Below are 21,019 nucleotides of genomic sequence, written 5' to 3' on the forward strand. Positions count from 1 at the left end.
GCCGGTGGAGATCCCCGCCACCCACCCAGGGGCTCACCGCCCTGCCTTCGCTTCCGGGGTCTCGACACGCTCGACCAACCGCGCTCCCCGATGATCGAGCCGGTCGAGAAGCTCGACCAACGGGTCGAACGAGAGCGGGCCCCGCCACGTGGTGGCGGGGCCCGCTGGGGATGGAGCAGATCAGCTGGAGGTGCCGACCCGGACGGTCATCACACCGGTCCTGCTGTTGACCTTGACCACGCGGATCGTGGTGCCGGTCTTGGGCACGTCGACGCTGTACCACTCGGGCTCGTAGAAGCCGGGGTGGTCGCCGGAGCCGTGCTCGTCGCCGCCGAACCACCAATCCAGGGTGTCGTCGAACAACGGCACCGCGGACTGGCTCTTCAGGGTGTAGGCGTGGCCGCGGTAGTGCAGCTTCTGCGACGGGCTCGGGCGCCGCGAGAACGTCGAGTCCGCGGTCAGCACCTTCGGGCGCAGGATCGACCCGTCGAAGGCGTGCTGGAACGTGGGACGCGCGTCCACGGGGAGCACCTCGCCGTGACCGGGGTGGTCGCCGACGTTGTTGTCGGCGTACGAGGTGTCCCAGTAGCTGATCAGCGCACCGGGCTGGTAAGCGAAGAAGTCGACCCAGTCGGGCCGCTTCTCGAAGCCCGCGAAGTTGTAGACGTGCGCGAGCACCCGGTCGCGGCCGACGTACTGCCGGTTGTCCACGAAGTAGGTGTTCAAGAACGCCCGGGTCTCCTCGGAGTGGACCGCCTCGAAGCCGTCCATCACCCAGCCCTCGTCGTCGGTCTCGGCGGTCCCGATCGACGCACCCGCGAGAGTGATGTTGTCGACCTGGAAGCCGGGGTACGCCGCCGCACCGTCGGTCAGGTAGCGCCAGCGCACCGCGTTGGTGCCGTCGGGCACGGTGGCCGTCAGGTCGACCCAGGCGCCGTCGGTGGTGCCGCTGATGCCGGTGCCGTCGGGGTTGAACGAGCCCTGGTCCGGCTCCGTGTAGCTCTCGCTGGTCGGGATCGAGGTCCAGGTCTCACCACCGTCGCTGGACACCTCGAGGAACGCGTAGTCCCAACCGGGCTCGATGTCGTAGCGCACCTTGGCGGTCAGCTCGCCGCCGCCCTCGACCGTGCGGGTCATGGTCTGGTCGAGGTTGTCGCCGCTGCCGCTGAAGTAGAAGCGCTCGCCGCACTCCGCGCAGGGCTCGCCGTACTGGAAGGTGACGTCCTTGTCCGGCAGCAGCACGATCAGGCCGTTGGCCTGCGAGCCGGTCGTCGAGGCGCCCGGACGCAGCCGGAAGGTGCCGGAGTGGCCGGCGTTGATGGTGTCGTAGTCGAGCCAGCCGAGCTGGAACTTCTCCCACGCGCCCATCGGCTGCGGGCGGTCGCCGATGCCGGCGTCCCGCTTCGCGGTGCCGCGGGACTGGGCCATCAGCGACCAGTGCTCGACGCTGTTGCTGGCACCGCCGGTGTTGCCGGAGGTGTCGTACAGGTCGGGGAGCTCGAGGTCGTGGGTGTACTCGTGGGCGAAGACGCTGAGGCCGCCGTTCTCGGGCTGCATCGTGTAGTCGCTGACCCACAGCCCGGTCGGGTTGTCGGGGAAGACCACGCCGCCGTCCGGCGCCGAGCCGTCGCTCTTGCCGCCCTCGCCGACCTGGATGCCGCCGATGGCCGGGCCCGGGCCCTCCCCGAGACCGTGCAGGGCGGCGTTGCCGCGGTGGCTCCAGATCGCGTCCGAGCCGTAGACCGGGTCACCGTCCGCCTCGTCGCCGCCCGCGTGGACGATCTGGAAGTGGTCGAGGTAGCCGTCCGGCTCGCGGAAGTCGCCGTCCCCGTCGAAGTCGTAGCGGTCCTGCACGTCGAAGGTCTTCAGGTAGTCCTGGATCCGCGCCATCGTCCAGCCGGCGTCGAGGCGACCCTGCACCCACTCCGAGAGCGCGTCCCGGATGAGGAAGTTGACGTTGCCGCAGACGATGTACCCGCAGTCCTTGTTGCTGCCGTAGCGGGCCTCGTTGAAGGGGACCTTCACCCAGGCGGTGACGTCACCGTCGATGGAGTACTGGCCGCTGGACTGGTCCTCGAAGAAGTCCCGCATCCGGTTGAAGTACATGTTCTGGAAGTAGGACCTGCTGAAGTCCGCGTTCCAGAGCGTCGAGTTGTCCTTCTTGCGGTTCGGCTTCGGGATCTGGTTGTGCAGCGGGCCGTCGTACCGCTGGGCGCCGGAGTCCGGGTCGTCCTGGTAGGCCTGGTGCCGGCGGTCGCCGAACTCGGCCAGCACGACGAAGATCCGGTCCTTGCCGGTCTGCGCGACCCGGCCGTAGACGCCCTTGCCGAGCTTCTCGGCCTGCCCCTTGCCGCCGGTGCGCAGCCGCTTCTCGAGGGCGGCCTGGGTCCGCTCGTGGTACTTCGTCTTCCAGCCCGGCGTGAGGACGTCCGAGGGGGTGCCCCGATCCGCCTTCGTGGCCCGGTCCGCAGCCGGCGGGGTGGCGCCGGCCTGGGGGGTGGTGGTGAGCGACAGCGCCGTGGCTGCCGCGATCAGTGATGCGGTCGCCGTGGCGGCGACCCGGGTCCTTCGCAAAAGATGCCTCCCGTGATGTCGGGGCGAGATACGCCCGAAAGCCTCCCGAGGTGCGCGACACACGGGTTGCGGTGCCGAGATCACCGACGGGGAGGAGAGCAGTCGACACGCCCGGCGCCAGACGACGGAAGAGGCGCTCGGGTTCGTTATCGGACCGTTATCGAACGGGCGGCCCGGCGTCGGGGCCGGCGTCGCGGTCGACGCGCATCTCCCGGTCGCCGAGGCGGACCAGGTCACCGTCGAGCAGGGTCGTCGACCGGCCGACCGGCAGCTCGCGGGCGGCACCCTGCCGGATCAGGATCGAGCCGTTGGTCGAGCCGCGGTCGGCGATCACGAGGACCCCGTCGGCGTCCACCTCCAGGTGCGCGTGCGTCTTCGACAGCGACATGTCCTCCGAAGGCAGTGCGACCAGGTGGACCACCGGCTCGCCGGCCCGCGGCTCCGGTCGGCGACCGACCAGCGCCGGCCCCTCCAGCACGAGGCTCTCGCCGGAGTCGAAGCCGATCCGCCACCGGCCCGGAGGAGCCGGGTCGGGCACCAGTGGGTGGCCGAGCCGCTGCCGCCCGGGCGGTGCGGCCGGCGGGGGTTGCGCCGGACGTGGGGGTGGCGGGGCGGGAGGGGGTGCGAGCGGTGGCGCCGGGGGTGGTGGGCCGGGTGGTGCGGTCGCGGCGGGGACCGGGACCAGCCGGAGCGCCGTCAGGTTCACGACGTGACGCGGGCCGAGCTCCACGGGCGCGGGCTCGGCCGGCGCTCGCCGTACGTCGACGACCTCGGAGCCGGCGATCCGGTCGTGCCAGGCGCGCCGCCGTCCGCCGGGGTCGGCCACCGCCGTCCAGGCGAGGACGGCGGCACCCAGGCCGAAGGTCGGCAGCGTCGCCAGGCCGAGCACCAGCTGGCGGCGCAGCGCGGCCGCGACGCCGATCGGGGCGCCGTCGTCGGCGCCGACGAGCCCGGTCGTGGTGGCGGCCCGGCCGGGCGAGCTGCCGGTGAGCCCGAGCACGACGGCGAACCCAGCCCCCACGAGCAGCACGCAACCGAGGATCACGAGGACACCCGCGAGCAGGTGACCACGGTCGATCAGGAGGCGGTAGGCGAGGTAGGCCGCGACCGCGTCGAGCGTCCACGCGGCCAGCCGGTCGACGACGAACGCGTAGAACCTCCGGTCCGGGTCGGCCGGCGGTCGGACCGGTACGGCGTGGTCGGTCATGGCGTGAGGACCCGGATGGTCACGCCGTCGCCCAGGTCGATGACCGCGCCGGGGATCAGCTGGACCGGGACCCCCGCGTGCAGGTCCTCCGGGGGCAGGCCGGGCTGGACGAGCAGGGTGCCGTTCGTGGAGCCGAGGTCGGTGACCACGGCCGAGCCGTGGTCGGCGCCTGAGCCGGGCCGGATCTCGAGGTGGGTCGAGGAGACCTCGTGGTGCGGGCTGCGCACGGCGACCAGTCGGGGCTCCTCCGTCAGCGTGTGCCGTCGGGGCTCGGGGGCACGACCGACGAGCACGAGCCGGTCGACATCGACGTGCTCGCCGCCGGAGAACAGCAGCCGGGCGACCGGTCGCGCGGTCACCGGCGGTGCGGGCGGCTGGCCCGGGATCCCCGGTCGGGCCGGGTCCGACGGCCCCGGGTCGGCCTCGCCGGCGCGGGTCAGGCCGTCGTGGTCGGCCCCGAGAAGCGGAGCGGCCGGGCCGGTCGGCCCCGGTGGCACCACCGGCATCGCCTCGGTCAGCGGCCCGTCGTCGAGCATGACGTCGAGCACGACGTCGAGGTCCGGGACCGGGTCGGCGGCCGCGCCCGCGACCGGGACCTCGGGGCGCGCGGCGACCGGCGGCCACTCGGCGACCGCGAGCCGGACCAGCCCGCCGGCGACCGCGAGCTCGTCGGATCCCGCTTCCTCGCCGACCTCGATCCGCACCCGGGTGACGCCGGTCAGGGTCCGCTCCACCCAGGTGGCCGCCGGATCGCCGTCGAGGTGCACGACGTCGTCGGCGGTGGCGAGGTCGACCCGGACGGCCCCGCGCAGCAGCATCCGCGTCCGGTCGCCGGCGCTGTCGACCAGCACGAAGCCCGGCAGGTCCCGCAGGCCGCCGCTGATCAGCGCGTCCAGGGTCTCGTCGAAGCCGGCCCCGTCGTCGACCAGCTCCCACAGCCCGGCGACCCGGGCCTTCTCCGAGGGTGGGAGGACCAGGATCAGGTGGGCACCGAAGACGCCGAACCAGTCGCCGCCCCGGACCGACCAGGTGGCGTGCTCGCTCACGGCCGCGCTCCCAGCTTCTCCTCGAGGCTCGCGCGCTGACGTTCGGAGTCGTAGCCGCTCTCGGGAGCCCACCCCACCACGTCGACGACCACGGCGGTCGCGTTGTCCTCACCTCCGGCCTCGAGGGCGGCCGCGACCAGCCGGTCGGCCGCGTCGCGCGGGTCCGGGCAGGCGCCGAGGATCTCGGCGACGTCGGCGTCACCGACCGGGCCGCTCACCCCGTCCGAGCAGAGCAGCAGCCGTTCGGCGTCCGCGAGCGACACCACGAAGAAGTCGGCGGGGCCTCCCGTGGAGTCGCCGAGGGCCCGGGTGATCACGTTGCGCTCGGGGTGGGTCGCGACCTCGTCGGCCCCGATCCGGCCGGCGTCGACGAGCGCCTGCACCAGGCTGTGGTCGACGCTGACCTGGGTCAGCCGCCGGTCGGCGTACCGGTAGATCCGGGAGTCGCCCAGGTTCACCAGCAGCCAGGCCGGCCCGTCGTCGTCCTCGATCAGCAGGGCCGCGACGACCGTGGTCCCCGCGGAGCGCCCGCGGGCCACGCCCTCGGCGCGCTGGACGCCGGCGTACTCGGTGATCCGCTCCTGGCAGGCCGCCAGGGTCGCGGTGACCGCGTCGACGCCCCGCCGCGGGTCGTAGCCGTCGGTCGCGAGCCGGCCGAACTCCTCGACCACGATGCGGCTGGCCACGTCGCCGCCCTCGTGGCCGCCCATGCCGTCGGCGACGACGAACACCGGGGGCGCGGCCAGGTAGGAGTCCTCGTTGACCTCGCGGACCAGGCCGACGTCGGTGGCCGCGCCATGGTGCAGCTCGACCTGCTTCATCACCACCCGGCCCCTCACGACTCGGCCACCTGTTCGCCCGCCGGCGCAGCCGGCAGGGCTCAGTGTCCTAGATGCCCCGGGTGTCGCCGGTCAAACCATCGACACCGCGGCACCGGGGAGTCAGCCCAGCGCGCGCTCCAGGTCGGCCCACAGGTCTTCGACGTCCTCGAGACCCACGGACAGCCGGAGCAGGGCCTCACCGGGACGGGCGGCGGCCTCGACGGGGCGGTGGGTCAGGCCTGCGGGGTGCTGGATCAGCGTGTCGACGCCGCCGAGCGAGACCGCGTGGGTGATCAGCCGGCACCGCTGGGCGGTGCCCGCGGCGGCGGCGTACCCTCCGGCGAGCTGGAAGGCCAGCAGGCTGCCGGGGCCGCTCATCTGGGTGCCGACCAGGCCGGTGGGGTCGCACTCCTTCAGGCCCGGGTACATCACCCGCGCCACCGAGGGGTGCTCCGCGAGCCGGCCGGCGAGCACGGCCGCCGACTCCTGCTGCGCCCGGACCCGCAACGGCAGGGTCTGCAGGCCGCGGTGCAGGTCGTACGCCGCGCGCGGGTGCAGGAGCCCGCCGGTCAGCGCGCGGACCTGGCGCAGCCGGACCTGCCACTCCTCGCCCGCGGCGACGACGCCGCCCATCACGTCACCGTGACCGCCCATGAACTTCGTCGCGGAGTGCAGCACCAGGGCCGCGCCGTGGGCGGCGGGTCGCTGCAGCACCGGGGTGGCGAAGGTGTTGTCGACCAGGACCGGCACGTCGCCCGCCTGGGCGACCACCGCCGTGAGGTCGACCAGGTCCACGGTCGGGTTGGCCGGGGTCTCGACGACCACCAGCCCGGTGTCGGTGCCGATCGCCTCGGCGATCCGGTCCGGCGCGGCCCAGGTGACCCGGGTCCCGAGCAGGCCGGTCGCGAGCACGTGGTCGGTGCCGCCGTACAACGGACGCACGCCGACGACATGCGGGCGGCCCGCGGCGACGGTCGCGACCAGCACGGCGCTGAGCGCGGCCATGCCGGAGGCGAACGCGACCGCACCGGGCAGGCTCTCGAGGCCGGCGACCGAGCGCTCGAACCGGTCGACGTTGGGGTTCCAGAGCCGCTGGTAGACGAGCGAGTCGGACGCCTCGGGGCGGCCGCCGGTGGCCAGTCGCTCATAGGCCGCGCCGCCGTCGTCGACGCTCGGCAGCGGGTAGGTCGTGGAGAGATCGAGTGGAGGCACGTGTGCGCCGCGCGCGGCGAGGTCCTCCCGGCCGAGGTGAACGGCGTCGGTGTCCATGCGGCTCATGCCCTCCAGCGTGGATCTGCGTGATCTCGGGGGCAACAGTCGCGCAGATCCTTCGTGAAGCAGCCGTCCTGCCGAGGGATCTTCGGAAACCGGCGGTAGGCTGGGTGGCGTGCCGAAGAACCCGCCGCGGCTGCCGCCCGGCCCGCCGCCCCGCGAGCGCCCGGTCCTCGACGAGGTCGACCGGGCCCTGGTCGCTGCGCTGCTGCGCGACGGCCGGACCCCCAACGTGGAGCTGGCCCGCGCGACCGGCATCGCGGAGTCGACGTGCCTGGCCCGGGTCCGCGGCCTGCGCGAGCGCGGCATCGTCACCGGGGTCACCGCCGACGTCGACCTGGCCCGCCTGGGACTGCCGGTGCAGGCCATGGTCACGGTGCGCTTCTCCGGCCACCTGCGCGCCGACGTGGACGCCTTCGCCGAGGAGGTGACCGGCCTGCCCGGCGTGCTGGCGGCGTACAACATCTCCGGCGCCAACGACTTCCTGGTGCACGTCGCGACCGGCACGCCGGAGGCCCTGCGGGACTTCGTGCTCGACAACCTGACCGGCCGGCCCGGTGTCGTGCACGCCGAGACCAGCCTGGTCTTCCACGCGACCCGGGGCCGCACCGTCCTCGCCTGAGCGAGGGTCGTGTGCCTGAGCACGCGCCATGGCGCGTGCTCAGGCACACGACCCGACCCCGTCCCGCGCCCGGCCCGGCCCGGTAGCGTTGCAGGGATGTCCACGACCGGGTTCCGCACCCTCGCCGACCAGCTGCGCAGCTGGCCGGACGAGCGGCTGTCGCGCCTGCTCGTCGCCCGGCCCGACCTCGCCACGCCGGCGCCGCACGACTCGGGCCAGCTGGCCTCGCGTGCCGCGACCCGGTCCTCGCTGCTGCGGGCGCTCGACCAGCTGACCCGTGCCGAGCTCGCCGTGCTCGACGCGCTCGTCGTCGTCGGCCAGACCACGCGCAGCGAGCTGGCCGAGGTGGTGCGCGCGAGCACCGCCTCCGTCGCCGCGGCGGTCGACCGGCTGCTCGACCTCGCCCTGGGCTGGGAGGCCCCCGCGGGCCTGCGGGCGCTCAGCGCCGTGGCGGACACGCTCGCCCAGAGCGGGGGCGCGGCGGGCGCCAGCGGGCTGCGCCCGGTCTCCGAGGACCCGCCACCACCCGAGGAGGTACGCCGGCGCCTGGACGAGCTGTCCCCCGCCGCGCGGGCGCTGCTCGAGCACGTGCTGGACTCCGGCGGGGAGGCGACCACTGGGTCGGCCCGGCACACGGTGCTGCCCGAGGAGGCCGCGAGCCCCGCGGAGGAGCTGCTCGCCCGGCGGCTCCTCGTGCCGCGCTCCGGGGGCGTGGTCGTGCTGCCCGGTGAGGTCGGCATCGCATTGCGCGGTGGGCGGACGACCACCGAGCCGATCGACGAGGAGCCCGCGCTGGCCACCTCCGAGCGTGGTCCCGCGATGGTGGAGCGCGCCGGGTCGGGCGCCGCCTTCGACGCGGTGCGCCGGGTCGAGCTGCTGCTCGACCACTGGGGCCTCCAGCCACCGACCGCGCTGCGCAGCGGCGGGCTCGGCGTCCGGGACCTGCGCGCGACGGCCGCCCACCTCCACGTCGACGAGCCGACCGCTGCGCTGCTGGTCGAGGTCGCCGCGGCAGCCGGCCTGCTCGCGACCGCCGCGGACCCGGACGGCAACCCTGCTTGGATCCCCACCGACGCCTTCGACCAGTGGGCCGCGCAGCCTGTGGTCGCCCGGTGGGGGGCCCTGGTCCGGGCCTGGCTGGACAGCCCGCGGCTGCCCGGCCTGGTCGGCACGCGGGACCCGGCCGGCAAGGCCTGGAACGCGCTGGCCCCCGAGCTGGCCGGCGTGCACCAGGTCGAGACCCGGCGGATGACCCTCGACGCGCTGCTCGAGCTGCCCGTGGGCGAGGTACTCGCGACCGGCACCGGGCTGCCGTCGCTGGTGGCCCGGATCGCCTGGCGCCGGCCGCGCCGGCCGCGGACCCGCGCCGACCAGGTGGGCTGGGCGGTCGCCGAGGCGACCGCCCTCGGGGTCGTGGCGCTCGGCGGGCTGCCGGCGTACTCCCGCCTCCTGCTCGGCGGCGACGAGCCCGCCGGGCTGGCCGCGCTCGCGGAGCTGATGCCCGAGCCGGTCGACCACGTGCTACTCCAGGCCGACCTGACCGCCGTCGCGCCGGGGCCGTTGGAGTCGCAGCTCGCCCGCCGCCTGCAGGTGGTCGCCGACGTGGAGTCGCGCGGCGGGGCGACGGTCTACCGGTTCACGCCCGACTCGGTACGCCGCGCCCTCGACACCGGCTGGACCGCGGCGGAGGTGCACGCCTTCGTCACCACGGTCTCGCGGACGCCGGTCCCCCAGCCGCTCACCTACCTCGTCGACGACACCGCCCGCACGTTCGGCAGCATCCGGGTCGGCCACGCCGAGGCGTTCCTGCGCGCCGACGACGAGGCCGCGCTCACCGAGCTGCTCCACCACCCGCGGTCGGCCGCGCTCGGGCTGCGCCGGATCGCGCCGACCGTCCTGGTCAGCTCGACCCCGCTGGACGTGCTGCTCCCCCGGCTGCGCGAGCTCGGCGCCGCGCCCGTGGTGGAGGCCGCCGACGGCACCGTGCACGTCGCCCGCCCCGACCTGCTGCGGGCGCGCACCCCCCGCGAGCACCGCGCCCGGGCCGCGCGGACCGCCCGGGAGACGGCCCACGCCGCGCACGCCGTCACCGCGATCCGGGCCGGCGACCGCGCCGAGTCGAGCCGGCCCGACAGCCCGGCGCGGGTCCTCACGCCGAGCGGCTCGATGGCGGCGCTACGCGAGGCGGCCGAGGCCGGCGAGACGGTGCTGATCGGCTACCTCGACAACCAGGGCACCCGCTCGGAGCGCCTGGTGGACCCGGTCCGGGTCGAGGGCGGGTCGCTGACGGCGTACGACCACCGCTCCGACGACGTCCGCACGTTCGCGGTGCATCGCATCACCACGGTCCGCGCAGTGACCGCCGATCCGTAAACTTGAAGCATGGACTTCCTCCGGTACGCCGAGGCCTCCGCGGCCCTCCTGAACGCCGACATGGCCGATGTCGACGACCTGGTGGCGTACCTCGACGGCCGCGACCGCCTGGTCGAGCGCGCCACCGACCGTGACTGCATGCTGCTGCGCAAGTTCCAGCGCGAGCTGCGGCCGGTGTTCGAGGCGGGCGCCACGGAGGACACCGCCGCCGTGGTCGAGCGGCTCAACGACCTGATGGCGCGGCACCCGGTCACCCCGCGGATCTCCGGACACGACGAGCACGACCTGCACCTCCACGTCGCCACCGCCAACGCCACCGTCGCCGACCTCCTGGTCGGTGAGTCACTCCTGGGCCTCGCCACGCTCGTGTGCGACCTGGGCCCGGACCGGTTGGGGGTGTGCGCCGCGCCGCCGTGCACGGACGTCTTCGTCGACACCTCGCCGAACCGGTCGCGACGCTACTGCTCCGAGCGGTGCTCCTCGCGCGCCAACGTCGCCGCCTTCCGGGCGCGGCGGAAGGCCGTCGCCTCGGCTTGAACGGCGCGCGCGAGTTTCATCGGCCGACCGACAGAACTCGTGCCTGGACGATGCAGCTTCATCGTCCAAGTGCGAGGTTCATCGGCCGACCGATGAAACTGGCCGGCCGCTCCGACCCCACCGCCACCACCTAGGATCGTGAAGTGAACGACGGCCCCCTGATCGTCCAGTCGGACAAGACGCTGCTGCTCGAGGTCGACCACGAGCGCGCCGCCGACTGCCGCAAGGCGATCGCGCCGTTCGCGGAGCTCGAGCGCTCCCCCGAGCACGTCCACACCTACCGGCTGACGCCGCTGGGCCTCTGGAACGCCCGCGCCGCCGGGCACGACGCCGAGCAGGTCGTCGACACGCTGCTGGAGTACAGCCGATACGCCGTACCGCACGCGTTGCTGGTCGACGTCGCCGAGACGATGGCGCGCTACGGCCGGCTGAGGCTGGAGAAGCACCCCGTCCACGGGCTGGTGCTGGTCAGCACCGACCGGCCGGTGCTCGAGGAGGTGCTGCGCGCGAAGAAGGTCGCGGGGATGCTCGGCGCGCGCATCGACGAGGACACGGTCGTCGTGCACGCCTCCGAGCGGGGCAACCTCAAGCAGGCGCTGCTCAAGCTCGGCTGGCCGGCGGAGGACTACGCGGGGTACGTCGACGGCGAGGCCCACCCGATCGCGCTCGACGAGACCGCGTGGCACCTGCGCGCCTACCAGCGCGAGGCGGCCGAGTCGTTCTGGCACGGCGGCTCCGGGGTCGTCGTCCTCCCCTGCGGGGCCGGCAAGACGCTGGTCGGTGCGGCCGCCATGGCCGAGGCGCAGGCGACCACGCTGATCCTGGTCACCAACACCGTGTCGGCGCGGCAGTGGAAGGACGAGCTGGTCCGGCGTACCTCCCTGACGCCAGCCGAGATCGGCGAGTACTCCGGGGCGGTCAAGGAGATCCGGCCGGTCACCATCGCGACGTACCAGGTGATGACGACCAAGCGGAAGGGCGTCTACCCCCATCTCGAGCTGCTCGACGCCCGGGACTGGGGGCTGATCGTCTACGACGAGGTGCACCTGCTGCCGGCGCCGATCTTCCGGATGACCGCGAACCTGCAGGCCCGGCGCCGGCTCGGCCTGACCGCGACCCTGGTGCGCGAGGACGGCCGCGAGGGCGACGTGTTCTCGCTGATCGGGCCGAAGCGGTACGACGCGCCCTGGAAGGACATCGAGGCGCAGGGCTGGATCGCCCCTGCCGACTGCGTCGAGGTGCGGGTCACGCTGCCCTCGGGCGAGCGGCTGGCGTACGCGACCGCGGAGCCCGAGGAGCGCTATCGGCTCGCGTCCTGCACCCACCACAAGATCGACGTCGTCGAGTCACTGGTCGCAGCCCACCCGGGCCAGCCGACGCTGGTGATCGGTCAGTACATCGAGCAGCTCGACGAGCTGGCTCTGGCCCTCGACGCGCCGGTGATCAAGGGCGAGACGAAGGTCGCCGAGCGGCAGCGGCTGTTCGACGCCTTCCGGCACGGCGAGATCGGGCTGCTGGTCGTCTCCAAGGTCGCGAACTTCTCCATCGACCTGCCCTCCGCCGAGGTCGCGATCCAGGTCTCCGGATCCTTCGGCTCCCGCCAGGAGGAGGCCCAGCGCCTGGGCCGGCTGCTGCGGCCCAAGACCGAGGGTCGCACCGCGCACTTCTACACGATCGTGTCCCGCGACACCGTCGACGCCGAGTTCGCCCAGAACCGGCAGCGCTTCCTCGCCGAGCAGGGCTACGCCTACCGGATCGTGGATGCGGAGGACCTGCCGGCGTAGGGCGGTCGGCCCGGCAGGCCCGGGGGTCGGTTTCCCCGGTGAACCGGGGAAACCGGAACTCTTGGGCCGGAACTTCGGGTCAACAGTTCCAACATCCCCGGTGAACCGGGGAAACCGACGGGCGGGCCTCGCTGAGCCACCGGGTGGCGGTGGCGATCTCGGCGGGGGCCGGTCCCTCAGCATCGGGCGCCACGTGCCGATGGGACGGGGGTAACGCCCCGTCCGTCTCGAGGTAGTCCGTGCCCGACCCCCGCCCGACCGGTGCATCCGCACCGAGCGTGACGAGTCGTCTCCACTCCTGGGCGGGCGTGGGCACCTTCCTCGTCGCGGCCGCCGTCACCGGGTACGCCGGCATCACGGTCGCGCAGGCTGTCTCTCTGGCCACGGCGGGGGACGTGGCGGTGACCGTCGTCGCGGATCCGCCGGTCCGGACGGCACCGACCCAGGCGGCGACGGCCGCCGACCCGGGCGGACCGTACCCGGCGGTGGTGGCGGAGGCACCGCAGCCGACACCGGCGACCGGGCGGCCGACCGGAGAGAAGAGCGGCCGGAAGACCGCCCAGCAGACCGACCCGTCGCGTGCCACCGGCAAGGACGCCGACCGCGGCCCCAGCCGCTCGTCCACGACCGCCCGCAAGGCCACGCCCGCCGCCGCCGAGCCGGAGAAGAACCCGACGCGCAGGGAACGGCTGGAGATCAAGCACGCGATGTGGGCGGATCGCCAGCTCGCGGCGATGCTGCGCGCGACCTCGCAGACGATGCAGTGGTTCGGCGGCGCACCGTGGACCACGCCCGTCGCCGACTACCACCTGACCGCCCGCTTCGGTGCGTCCGGCCGGCTGTGGTCCTCGACCCACACCGGCCTCGACTTCGCCGCGCCGACCGGCACGCCGGTGCGCGCCGCGACCGCCGGCACGGTCACCTCGGTCGCCTGGGCGGGCGCCTACGGCAACAAGGTCGAGATCACCCACCCCGACGGCACCGAGACCTGGTACGCCCACCTGTCGCGCACCGATGTCCGGGTCGGGGCCCGGGTCGGGACCGGCGCCGTGATCGGCGCCGTCGGCGCGACCGGCAACGTCACCGGCTCTCACCTGCACTTCGAGGTGCGGCCCGCAGGCGGCAGCCCGGTCGACCCGGAGAACGCCCTCGAGGAGCACGGCGTCGACCCCTGACCGCAGCACTTCGCGAGCCGGGGCGCTGCGTCAGCCGGTGACCCCAGGCAGGTCGGCGTCGACCTCGAGGATGTCGTTCTCGAGCCAGGGGCTCGCCGGGTCGCCTCCCACCGGCAGGCAGCGCACCACCACCCCGGTTGCGACATCGAGGGCGACGTCGTAGTGGTCGGGGTAGTCCTCGCCCGGCGGGTGGTACGCGTCGGCCGGGTCGGACACCTCGCACACCCGGCCGACCTCGCTCCAGAGCAGTTCGCAGCAGTTGCCGCCGCAACGCGGGTCGTAGCCGGGCAGCGCCTGCAGGTCCGCCCGCCACGCCGGCCGACCGGCCACCTCGTCGACGCGAAGGCGGTCCATGGCCACGTGGTGGCTGAGCTCGACGGGGTTCAGCGCGGCCACCCACCGGTAGTTGACCCACATCGGGTCATGGTCGCCGTACGCCGAGCCGTAGGCGGGCGGCGGAACCGGTTGCACACCGGGAACAGCATCGGGATCGAGACCGGCGTCGACGTCGACCGCGAACCCGATCGCGCGGCTGCTGCCCGCCTGCTCCACCACGCGGCGCTCCTGGCCGTCCGGCGTCCGCACGAGCAGCCGGCCCGGCCTGCGCAGCCATGCCTCCACCCCGTCCTCGACCAGAGTGGCCCGATGCCGGAAGTGCAGCGTCGTCCACCGCCACGGCGAGCTGCGCGCCAGGGCGTGGAAGGCATCCACGGTCGGGATGGTCGGGTTCACACCCGCCAGTGAGGCACGGCGAGTTCCGTGTGCGCAAAGGGTTTCCGGGCACCTACGGTACGGCGGCACCGGCCGACCGACCGCCGCTGACGCAAGGAGACGACCCGAGGCGGGACGGCTCGGGCTGATCCCCGCCAAGCCCCTGGGACGGGCTCGATGTGGCCCGCGTCTCGGCCGCCGGAGAGCACCGGCGGCCGGGGTGCGGGATCGCTACGCTGCCGCCATGAACGACGACCAGGTCATGTTCACGCTGGACGAGTCCGAGCAGGTCACCCACTGGTACAACATCGTGGCGGACCTGCCGACGCCGCCCCCGCCGCCGCTCCACCCCGGCACCCACGAGCCGGTCGGACCCGACGACCTGGCCGCACTGTTCCCGATGGAGCTGATCCTCCAGGAGGTCAGCGGCGAGCGGTACGTCGAGATCCCGGAGCCGGTGCGCGAGGTCTATCGCCAGTACCGGCCCAGCCCGCTCTACCGCGCCCGCCGCTGGGAGCAGAAGCTCGGCACCACGGCGCGGATCTACTACAAGTACGAGGGCGTCTCGCCCGCCGGGTCGCACAAGACCAACACCTCGGTGCCGCAGGTCTACTACAACTCCCTGCACGGGGTGCGCCGGCTCACGACCGAGACGGGCGCCGGCCAGTGGGGCACCGCGCTGGCCTACGCGTGCTCCCTGTTCGACGTGGAGTGCGAGGTCTGGCAGGTCGGCGCGTCGTACGACTCCAAGCCGCAGCGCCGGACGCTGATCGAGGTGTTCGGCGGCTCCGTGCACCGCTCCCCGAGCCGGCTCACCGAGTCCGGCAAGGCGTTCCCCGACGGACACCCGGGGTCACTGGGCATCGCGATCTCCGAGGCGGTCGAGGTCGCCGCCCAGGACGAGACGACCAAGTACGCCCTCGGCTCGGTGCTCAACCACGTGCTGCTGCACCAGACCGTGATCGGCGAGGAGACGCTGCGCCAGCTGGCCAAGGCCGGTGAGTCCGGCGCCGACCTCGTGGTCGGCTGCGCCGGCGGCGGGTCGAACTTCGCCGGCCTCGCCTTCCCGTTCCTGCGCGAGAAGCTGGCCGGCACGCAGGCTCCCCGGATCCTGGCGGTCGAGCCCACGTCCTGCCCGACCCTGACCCGGGGCGAGTACCGCTACGACTTCGGCGACACCGCCGGGCTGACACCCTTGATGAAGATGTACACGCTCGGCCACGACTTCGTGCCGTCGCCGATCCACGCGGGCGGGCTGCGCTACCACGGCATGGCGCCGCTGGTCTCGCACGCCGTGCACGAGGGCCTGATCGAGGCCACCGCGCTGCACCAGAGCGAGTGCTTCGAGGCTGGCCTGGAGTTCGCCCGCACCCAGGGCATCGTCGCGGCGCCCGAGTCCTCGCACGCGCTGGCCCAGGCCCGCCGCGAGGCGCTCGCCGCGACCGAGTCCGGGGCGGAGCCGGTGATCGTCGTCGGGCTCTCCGGGCACGGCCTGCTCGAGCTCGGTGCCTACGAGTCGTTCCTCTCCGGCCACCTCGAGGACGACCCGCTGTCCGACGCGGACCTCACCGCGGCGCTGGCGGGCATCCCGCAGGTCTGACCGACGCCGAGCCGGCCGGGACCTCCCGGCCAATACCGGAACTGTTCGGCCGAAGTTTCGGCCCAACAGTTCCGGTTTCCCCGGTTCACCGGGGAAACCGCCGGCCGCCGGCCCCTCAGGCCGAGGGCTTGACGTACACCGTCCGGGTGAACCGCTCCTTGCCGACGCGGAGCTGGAGGGTCAGCGACTCGCGGCCCTCGGCCACGCCGTCGCGACGCACCGGGATCGCGATCTCGAGGACGCGGACGCCGGCGCGCAGCCGCGCGAACACTATCGGCCGGAAGGTCCACAGCGGCTGGTCGAGGTCGGCGTCGGGGCCGAGGTGCTGGGCGATCCAGCGGGTGTCGACGTCGCCGGCGCTGACCGGGTGCCGCGGCCCGCGCACGACCCGGCCGCTGACGAACTGCTCGTAGTCGACGCCCTTGGCCATCGAGATCCGCCAGCGCGCGGACTCGCCCTCGCTGATGCCGCGCGCGACCGGGCGCACGGTGGTCCGCGGCGTCGGGTCGTCGTCGAGGACGGTCAGCCGGCCGACGTACGCATCGGTCATCACGTTGCGGGTGGCCCACACGGTGGCCGTGGTGATCGCGGCGCGGTAGTCGTCGGCGCGGTCCGGCTGGTAGGTGACGGGGATCTGCGCCGACGTCTGGCCCGGCGCCAGGTCGAGCGTGAAGCGTTGGGCCGACCCGCGGGCCTGTCCGGCCGTCATGACCACGAGCCGCGCCGGCCGGGTGATCTCGCCGACCACGTCGACCGGGAGGTACGCCGTCACCGGCGACCGGCCGTCGCCCTCGGGGATCCGCACGCTGCCGACGTCGACGGTCGGCAGCCGCAGGTCCGGCACCGACGCGAGCGCAGCCGGGGCGGCCGCCAGGTCGGCGACCCAGACCCGGCCCCGGTCGCTGGCGCTGACGAGGTCGACCCGGACGACCCGGGCCAGGTCCACGCCGGTGGCCCCGGCGGGGTCGACCACGAGGGTCTGCGCCCAGTACTTCTCGACGTCGGTGCCGCGGTCGATCGCCGGCAGGGCGCCATCCGCCGGGGCGAGCAGCGCGCTGGCGCCCTCGGCGTCGGTGATCCGGACCTGGAGGTCGGCCGGGCCGACCTCGGGGTCGACGATGGTGCGCAGCTCCAGGCGACCCGTGCTGAGGTCGAGCGGCTGCTCGAGGAGCAGCCCGCCGGCCTGGCCGGGCGCGGTCCACGACATCTCGAAGAACGTACGGGTGGGAACCCGCTCGTAGGCCTCGGGCCAGTGCGGCCGGATGCCGGCGTACCCGACGCCGCTGATGCACGCCGAGACCCGGTCGAAGGAGCTCATGCCCTGGCACAGCCGCGTGGTCGCGCCCTCGGGCAGCGCCCGGTCGACGCCGACGCCGGGGGCGCGCTCGTCCCGGCCGCCGCCGATGGCGTGGCTGAGCACCTGCGCGGCACCGGTCGAGGCCACCCGCGCCCGCGACCCGTCGAAGAGCGGCAGCAGGTCCTGCTCGTCGTCGGCGAACAGGTGCACCGCGCCGGCGACGTACGCCGTGCCGACCGCCTGCTGCTCCTCGGGGGAGAGCCGGTCCGGGTTGCGCTTGCCGCAGGTCGCCTTCGGCGCGCCACCCCAGTCGTCCCACGCAGGCGCCTGCGCGAGGCCGGGGGTCCACTCGGTGTTGAAGAAGTTGTGGTTGGCACCCATCACGAGCACCGAGCTCTTCAGCGAGGTGTCCCCCGCGACCAGGTCGCGGGCGCCGTCGGTGAACTTCTGGCCCTGGAGGTCGCTGACGTCGCCGTCGCAGGAGGGCAGCAGGGTGACGGTCGGGACGTACGCCGCGGTCTGCGCTCCGAAGTCCGTCGGTGCGATGAGGACCTGGCCGACGATCCGGTAGGGCGCGGTCAGCGGGATCTGGATGGCGGCGCGGTCGACCCCTTCGCCGCCACGGCTGTGCCCGACGAGCACGACCCGGCTCAGGTCGACCTGGTGGTCGGCCGCCAGGGTGACCCAGTGGTCGAGGTGCTGCTCGACGATCTCGGCGCGGGCGTCGGCGCCGCCGTCGGCGAGCCGCCAGTCCTGGCCGTTGATCCCGTTGACCCGCACGGACACGGTCGCGTAGCCCTGGGAGGCGAGCACCTGCTGGATGTAGTCGTAGCCGAGCTGGCTCGGGATCTCCTGCATCGGCGGCTGGCAGGGCCAGTCGCCGAACGCGTTCGCGTCCTGCGGGTCGTAGCAGACGCTGTGCCGGCCGTGCAGGAACAGCACCAGCGGACGCGGCCCGGTGGCGGCGTCGGCCGCGGGCTCCACCACGTGGCCGACCATCTCGACCGGCACCGGCATCCCGGCCAGCTTCACGGGGTCGAGCTCGTAGTCGCTGGAGGCCACGGCGTACGGCCCCGGCGTCGCCGGGTCGACCGGCAGGGTCTCGGTGCCGGGCAGGTCCAGGCCCCGGGCCGGGGTGGCCGCGGTGCGGTAGCGGTCGTCGCCGCGGGCGTCGAGCCGGTCCCCGGAGAGCAGCACGTCGAAGTCGGCCGGGTCGGGCCGGGTCGCGGCCGTGACCACCGCCCGTACGGTGCGCCCGTCGGCGGCGAGCTCCGGGGTGCCGACGAGCACGTCGGCCGGGCCCGCGATGGTCGGCCGGTCCGCGCCCAGGGGGAACGCGACGGGCGAGCGCCAGGAGACGACGTACCGGCCGGCCCCGAGGTCGAGGACGTGCCAGCTGCCGACGGTCGAGTCATCGAGACCGGTGCTCCCGGTGGCTGTCGCCGACCCGCCTCCTGGTGCGACGGCGAAGCTCGGCGTCGCGAGGCTGGCGGCGGCGAGTACCGCGAGTGCTGCAGCGGCGATCCGCCGGCGTGGTCCCATGCCGAGCAACTATGCCGGTGCCAGACGGCGCCCGTGGCGAAACCGGCGGGCTCGGCGGCGGTGTGATCCCTACGTCACCCCCACGCTCGTGGGCGAGGTCGCAGCGTCCCACCCTGCGGCGCCGGTTCGGTGCGGCCGTTGCCGCCGACCTAGGCTGGTGAGTCGTGAAGGTACTGCTGCTCGAGAACATCCACCCGGCCGCCGTCGAGATCCTCGAGGGCCATGGCTTCGAGGTCGAGCTGCGGTCCCGATCCCTCTCCGAGGCCGAGCTCATCGAAGAGCTGCCCGGGGTGTCGGTGCTGGGCATCCGGTCGAACACCCACCTCACCGCGCCCGTGCTGGAGGCGGCGACCGACCTGATGGCGGTCGGCTGCTTCTGCATCGGCACCAACCAGGTCGACCTGTCCGCGGCCAGCCGCCGCGGCGTGGCCGTGTTCAACGCGCCGTACTCCAACACCCGCAGCGTCGTGGAGCTGGTGATCGGCGAGATCATCGCGCTCGGGCGCCGGCTCACCGAGAAGACCCAGCGCATGCACGAGGGCGTGTGGGACAAGTCCGCCAAGGGCAGCCACGAGGTGCGCGGCCGGACCCTGGGCATCGTCGGGTACGGGAACATCGGCACCCAGCTCTCGAACGTCGCCGAGGCGCTGGGCCTGCGGGTGATCTTCTTCGACACCGCCGACCGGCTCGCCCACGGGAACGCGCAGCGGATGCGCAGCCTCGACGAGCTGCTCGCCGAGGCGGACGTCGTCAGCATCCACGTCGACGGGCGCCCCGGGAACGCCGGGCTGTTCGGCGCCGAGGAGTTCGCGAAGATGAAGCCGCGCAGCCTGTTCATCAACGCCTCGCGCGGGATGGTCGTCGACGACGTCGCGCTGCGCGAGCACGTCCTGTCGGGGCACATCGCCGGCGCGGCCATCGACGTCTTCCCGATCGAGCCGAAGGCCCAGGGCGACCCGTTCGAGTCGGTGCTGCGCGGCCTCGACAACGTGATCCTCACCCCGCACGTCGGCGGCTCCACCCAGGAGGCGCAGGAGGAGATCGGCCACTTCGTCTCCGGCAAGCTGGCCGCGTTCACCCGGCAGGGCCGCACCGAGCTGTCGGTGAACCTGCCGACGGTCCAGGCCCCCGAGCTCGAGGTCGGCCACCGGATCGGCTTCCTCCACGACAACGTCCCCGGCGTGCTCGCGAGCGTCAACGACCTGCTGGCCGACGCCAACGCGAACGTCACCGGGCAGTACCTCTCGACCCGGGGCCAGCAGGGGTACGTCGTCACCGACACCCTCGACCCGCTGCCCCAGGACGCCCTGGCCAAGCTCGCCGAGGCCGACCACACCATCTGGCTGCGCACCTGGTGAGCTGCCCGAGCCCGAGGCCCCCGGCGGTTTCCCCGGTGAACCGGGGAAACCGGAACTTCTGGCCCGAAACTTCGGGTCAACAGTTCCAACATCCCCGGTGAACCGGGGAAACCGCCCCCGCGCGATGCCGCACCCGGATCGCCGATCAAGGGTGTGCGCGGGATCGGAACGTACGCTCGAGGCATGCCGGGAGTGCGCGAGCGGTTGGGCAGGGAGCTGTTCCGACGGGTGGCGGGACCGGACGGCGCCAAGCACGCCGCGCGCATCCACGGGCGGCCCGGGCCGCGGTGGTTCGAGCCGGACAGCCCGATCGCCCGGGTCCACGGCGACGCCTCGATGTTCGTCGGCGGCATCCGCGCCCTGCTGCTCCAGACCCTGCACCCGGCGGCGATGCGCGGGGTCGCGGAGCACTCCGGCTACCGCGGCGACATGTGGGGCCGGCTCGCCCGCACCAGCCGGTTCCTGGCGGTGACCACCTTCGGTCACGCCGAGGACGCGCAGCGGGCGGTCGACGTGGTCCGAGCGATCCACGAGCGCGTGGTCGGCACGATGCCGGACGGGACGCCGTACGCCGCCTCCGACCCGCACCTGCTCGGCTGGGTCCACGTGGCCGAGGTCGACAGCTTCCTGCGGGCGCACACCGTCTACGGCAAGGAGCCGCTCGCCGGCGCCGACCGGGACCGGTACGTCGCGCAGACCGCCGAGGTCGCCCGGCGGCTCGGCGTGGTCGACCCACCCACCACGGAGGCCGGGCTGGCGGCGGCGCTGGCGGCGTACCGCCCGGAGCTGCGCGCGACGCCCGAGGCCCGCGAGGCCGTGTCCTACCTGCTGCTGCGCCCCCCGCTGCCGGTGGCCGCGCGGGCGCCGTACGGCGTGCTGGTGGCGGCTGCCGTCGCGCTGATGCCGCGCTGGACCCGGCGGCCGCTCCGGCTGCCGTGGCTGCCGGTCTCGGAGCGGACCGTGGTGCGGGCGCTCGGCACGATCGCGACCGGCACCATCCGGTGGGCGATGGCCCCCGGGCGGGAGCAGCGGACCGGCCGCCGGGCTTCTTGAGCAAACGCTGATCTGTGCTTGAGCGCGACTGAAGGGGCCGCTCCTAC

Annotated in this window: 15 protein-coding genes; 8 read left to right on the forward strand and 7 right to left on the reverse strand. The window is 73.9% G+C overall.

The features are described from left to right. Positions 1-180: 180 nt before the first annotated feature. The 5 genes from NOCA_RS21385 to NOCA_RS21405 form a co-directional block, all read right to left on the reverse strand. Entirely contained in the window at positions 181-2,574 is a 2,394-nt protein-coding gene (locus NOCA_RS21385; RefSeq protein ID WP_041546783.1) for an immune inhibitor A domain-containing protein, read from the reverse strand. A gap of 157 nt (positions 2,575-2,731) precedes the next feature. Then, positions 2,732-3,781, reverse strand: coding sequence for an RDD family protein (locus NOCA_RS21390; protein WP_011757367.1), 1,050 nt, complete (start codon positions 3,779-3,781; stop codon positions 2,732-2,734). After that, positions 3,778-4,827 (reverse strand): FHA domain-containing protein, encoded by a 1,050-nt coding sequence (locus NOCA_RS21395; RefSeq protein WP_011757368.1) that lies wholly within the window; start codon positions 4,825-4,827, stop codon positions 3,778-3,780. Before NOCA_RS21395 ends, NOCA_RS21390 begins: the two co-directional genes overlap by 4 nt. Then, positions 4,824-5,648, reverse strand: coding sequence for a PP2C family protein-serine/threonine phosphatase (locus NOCA_RS21400; protein ID WP_041548081.1), 825 nt, complete (start codon positions 5,646-5,648; stop codon positions 4,824-4,826). The genes NOCA_RS21395 and NOCA_RS21400 overlap by 4 nt, the downstream gene beginning before the upstream one ends. 120 nt (positions 5,649-5,768) lie before the next feature. After that, positions 5,769-6,926 (reverse strand): trans-sulfuration enzyme family protein, encoded by a 1,158-nt coding sequence (locus NOCA_RS21405; RefSeq protein ID WP_049774429.1) that lies wholly within the window; start codon positions 6,924-6,926, stop codon positions 5,769-5,771. A gap of 109 nt (positions 6,927-7,035) precedes the next feature. Between NOCA_RS21405 and NOCA_RS21410 the strand changes: the two genes are divergently transcribed. From NOCA_RS21410 to NOCA_RS28355, 5 genes are all read left to right on the forward strand, one after another. Beyond that, on the forward strand, positions 7,036-7,542 hold the full coding sequence (locus tag NOCA_RS21410; RefSeq protein ID WP_011757371.1) for an Lrp/AsnC family transcriptional regulator: 507 nt from the start codon (positions 7,036-7,038) through the stop codon (positions 7,540-7,542). A gap of 96 nt (positions 7,543-7,638) precedes the next feature. Beyond that, a complete protein-coding gene (locus NOCA_RS21415; protein ID WP_011757372.1) occupies positions 7,639-9,915 on the forward strand; it encodes a helicase C-terminal domain-containing protein in 2,277 nt (758 codons plus the stop codon). A gap of 9 nt (positions 9,916-9,924) precedes the next feature. Next, complete coding sequence (locus NOCA_RS28350) at positions 9,925-10,452, forward strand: CGNR zinc finger domain-containing protein (protein ID WP_011757373.1); 528 nt, start codon at positions 9,925-9,927, stop codon at positions 10,450-10,452. Between the two features lie 143 nt (positions 10,453-10,595). Further along, positions 10,596-12,236, forward strand: coding sequence for a DNA repair helicase XPB (locus NOCA_RS21425; RefSeq protein ID WP_011757374.1), 1,641 nt, complete (start codon positions 10,596-10,598; stop codon positions 12,234-12,236). Positions 12,237-12,514: 278 nt separating this feature from the next. Continuing rightward, positions 12,515-13,411, forward strand: a complete 897-nt coding sequence (locus NOCA_RS28355; protein ID WP_238383382.1) for a M23 family metallopeptidase — start codon at positions 12,515-12,517, stop codon at positions 13,409-13,411. A gap of 30 nt (positions 13,412-13,441) precedes the next feature. Here NOCA_RS28355 and NOCA_RS21435 read toward each other — a convergent pair whose 3' ends face one another. Further along, on the reverse strand, positions 13,442-14,143 hold the full coding sequence (locus tag NOCA_RS21435) for a hypothetical protein (protein ID WP_041546785.1): 702 nt from the start codon (positions 14,141-14,143) through the stop codon (positions 13,442-13,444). Positions 14,144-14,366: 223 nt separating this feature from the next. Between NOCA_RS21435 and NOCA_RS21440 the strand changes: the two genes are divergently transcribed. Continuing rightward, positions 14,367-15,722, forward strand: coding sequence for a TrpB-like pyridoxal phosphate-dependent enzyme (locus tag NOCA_RS21440; RefSeq protein ID WP_011757376.1), 1,356 nt, complete (start codon positions 14,367-14,369; stop codon positions 15,720-15,722). A gap of 115 nt (positions 15,723-15,837) precedes the next feature. Here the strand turns inward: NOCA_RS21440 and NOCA_RS21445 are convergent, their stop codons facing one another. Continuing rightward, positions 15,838-18,561, reverse strand: coding sequence for a secreted protein (locus NOCA_RS21445; RefSeq protein ID WP_011757377.1), 2,724 nt, complete (start codon positions 18,559-18,561; stop codon positions 15,838-15,840). Positions 18,562-18,725: 164 nt separating this feature from the next. On the opposite strand from NOCA_RS21445, the gene serA reads away from it, so the two are divergent. Both serA and NOCA_RS21455 read left to right on the forward strand, forming a co-directional pair. Further along, positions 18,726-19,919: a phosphoglycerate dehydrogenase gene (gene serA / locus NOCA_RS21450; RefSeq protein WP_011757378.1), complete on the forward strand. Its 1,194-nt coding sequence runs from the start codon at positions 18,726-18,728 to the stop codon at positions 19,917-19,919. A 183-nt stretch (positions 19,920-20,102) separates the two neighbouring features. Then, entirely contained in the window at positions 20,103-20,972 is an 870-nt protein-coding gene (locus tag NOCA_RS21455; protein WP_011757379.1) for an oxygenase MpaB family protein, read from the forward strand. Positions 20,973-21,019: the final 47 nt, after the last annotated feature.

This window comes from Nocardioides sp. JS614 (genome assembly GCF_000015265.1).
In the GTDB taxonomy this organism is placed as follows: Bacteria; Actinomycetota; Actinomycetes; order Propionibacteriales; family Nocardioidaceae; genus Nocardioides.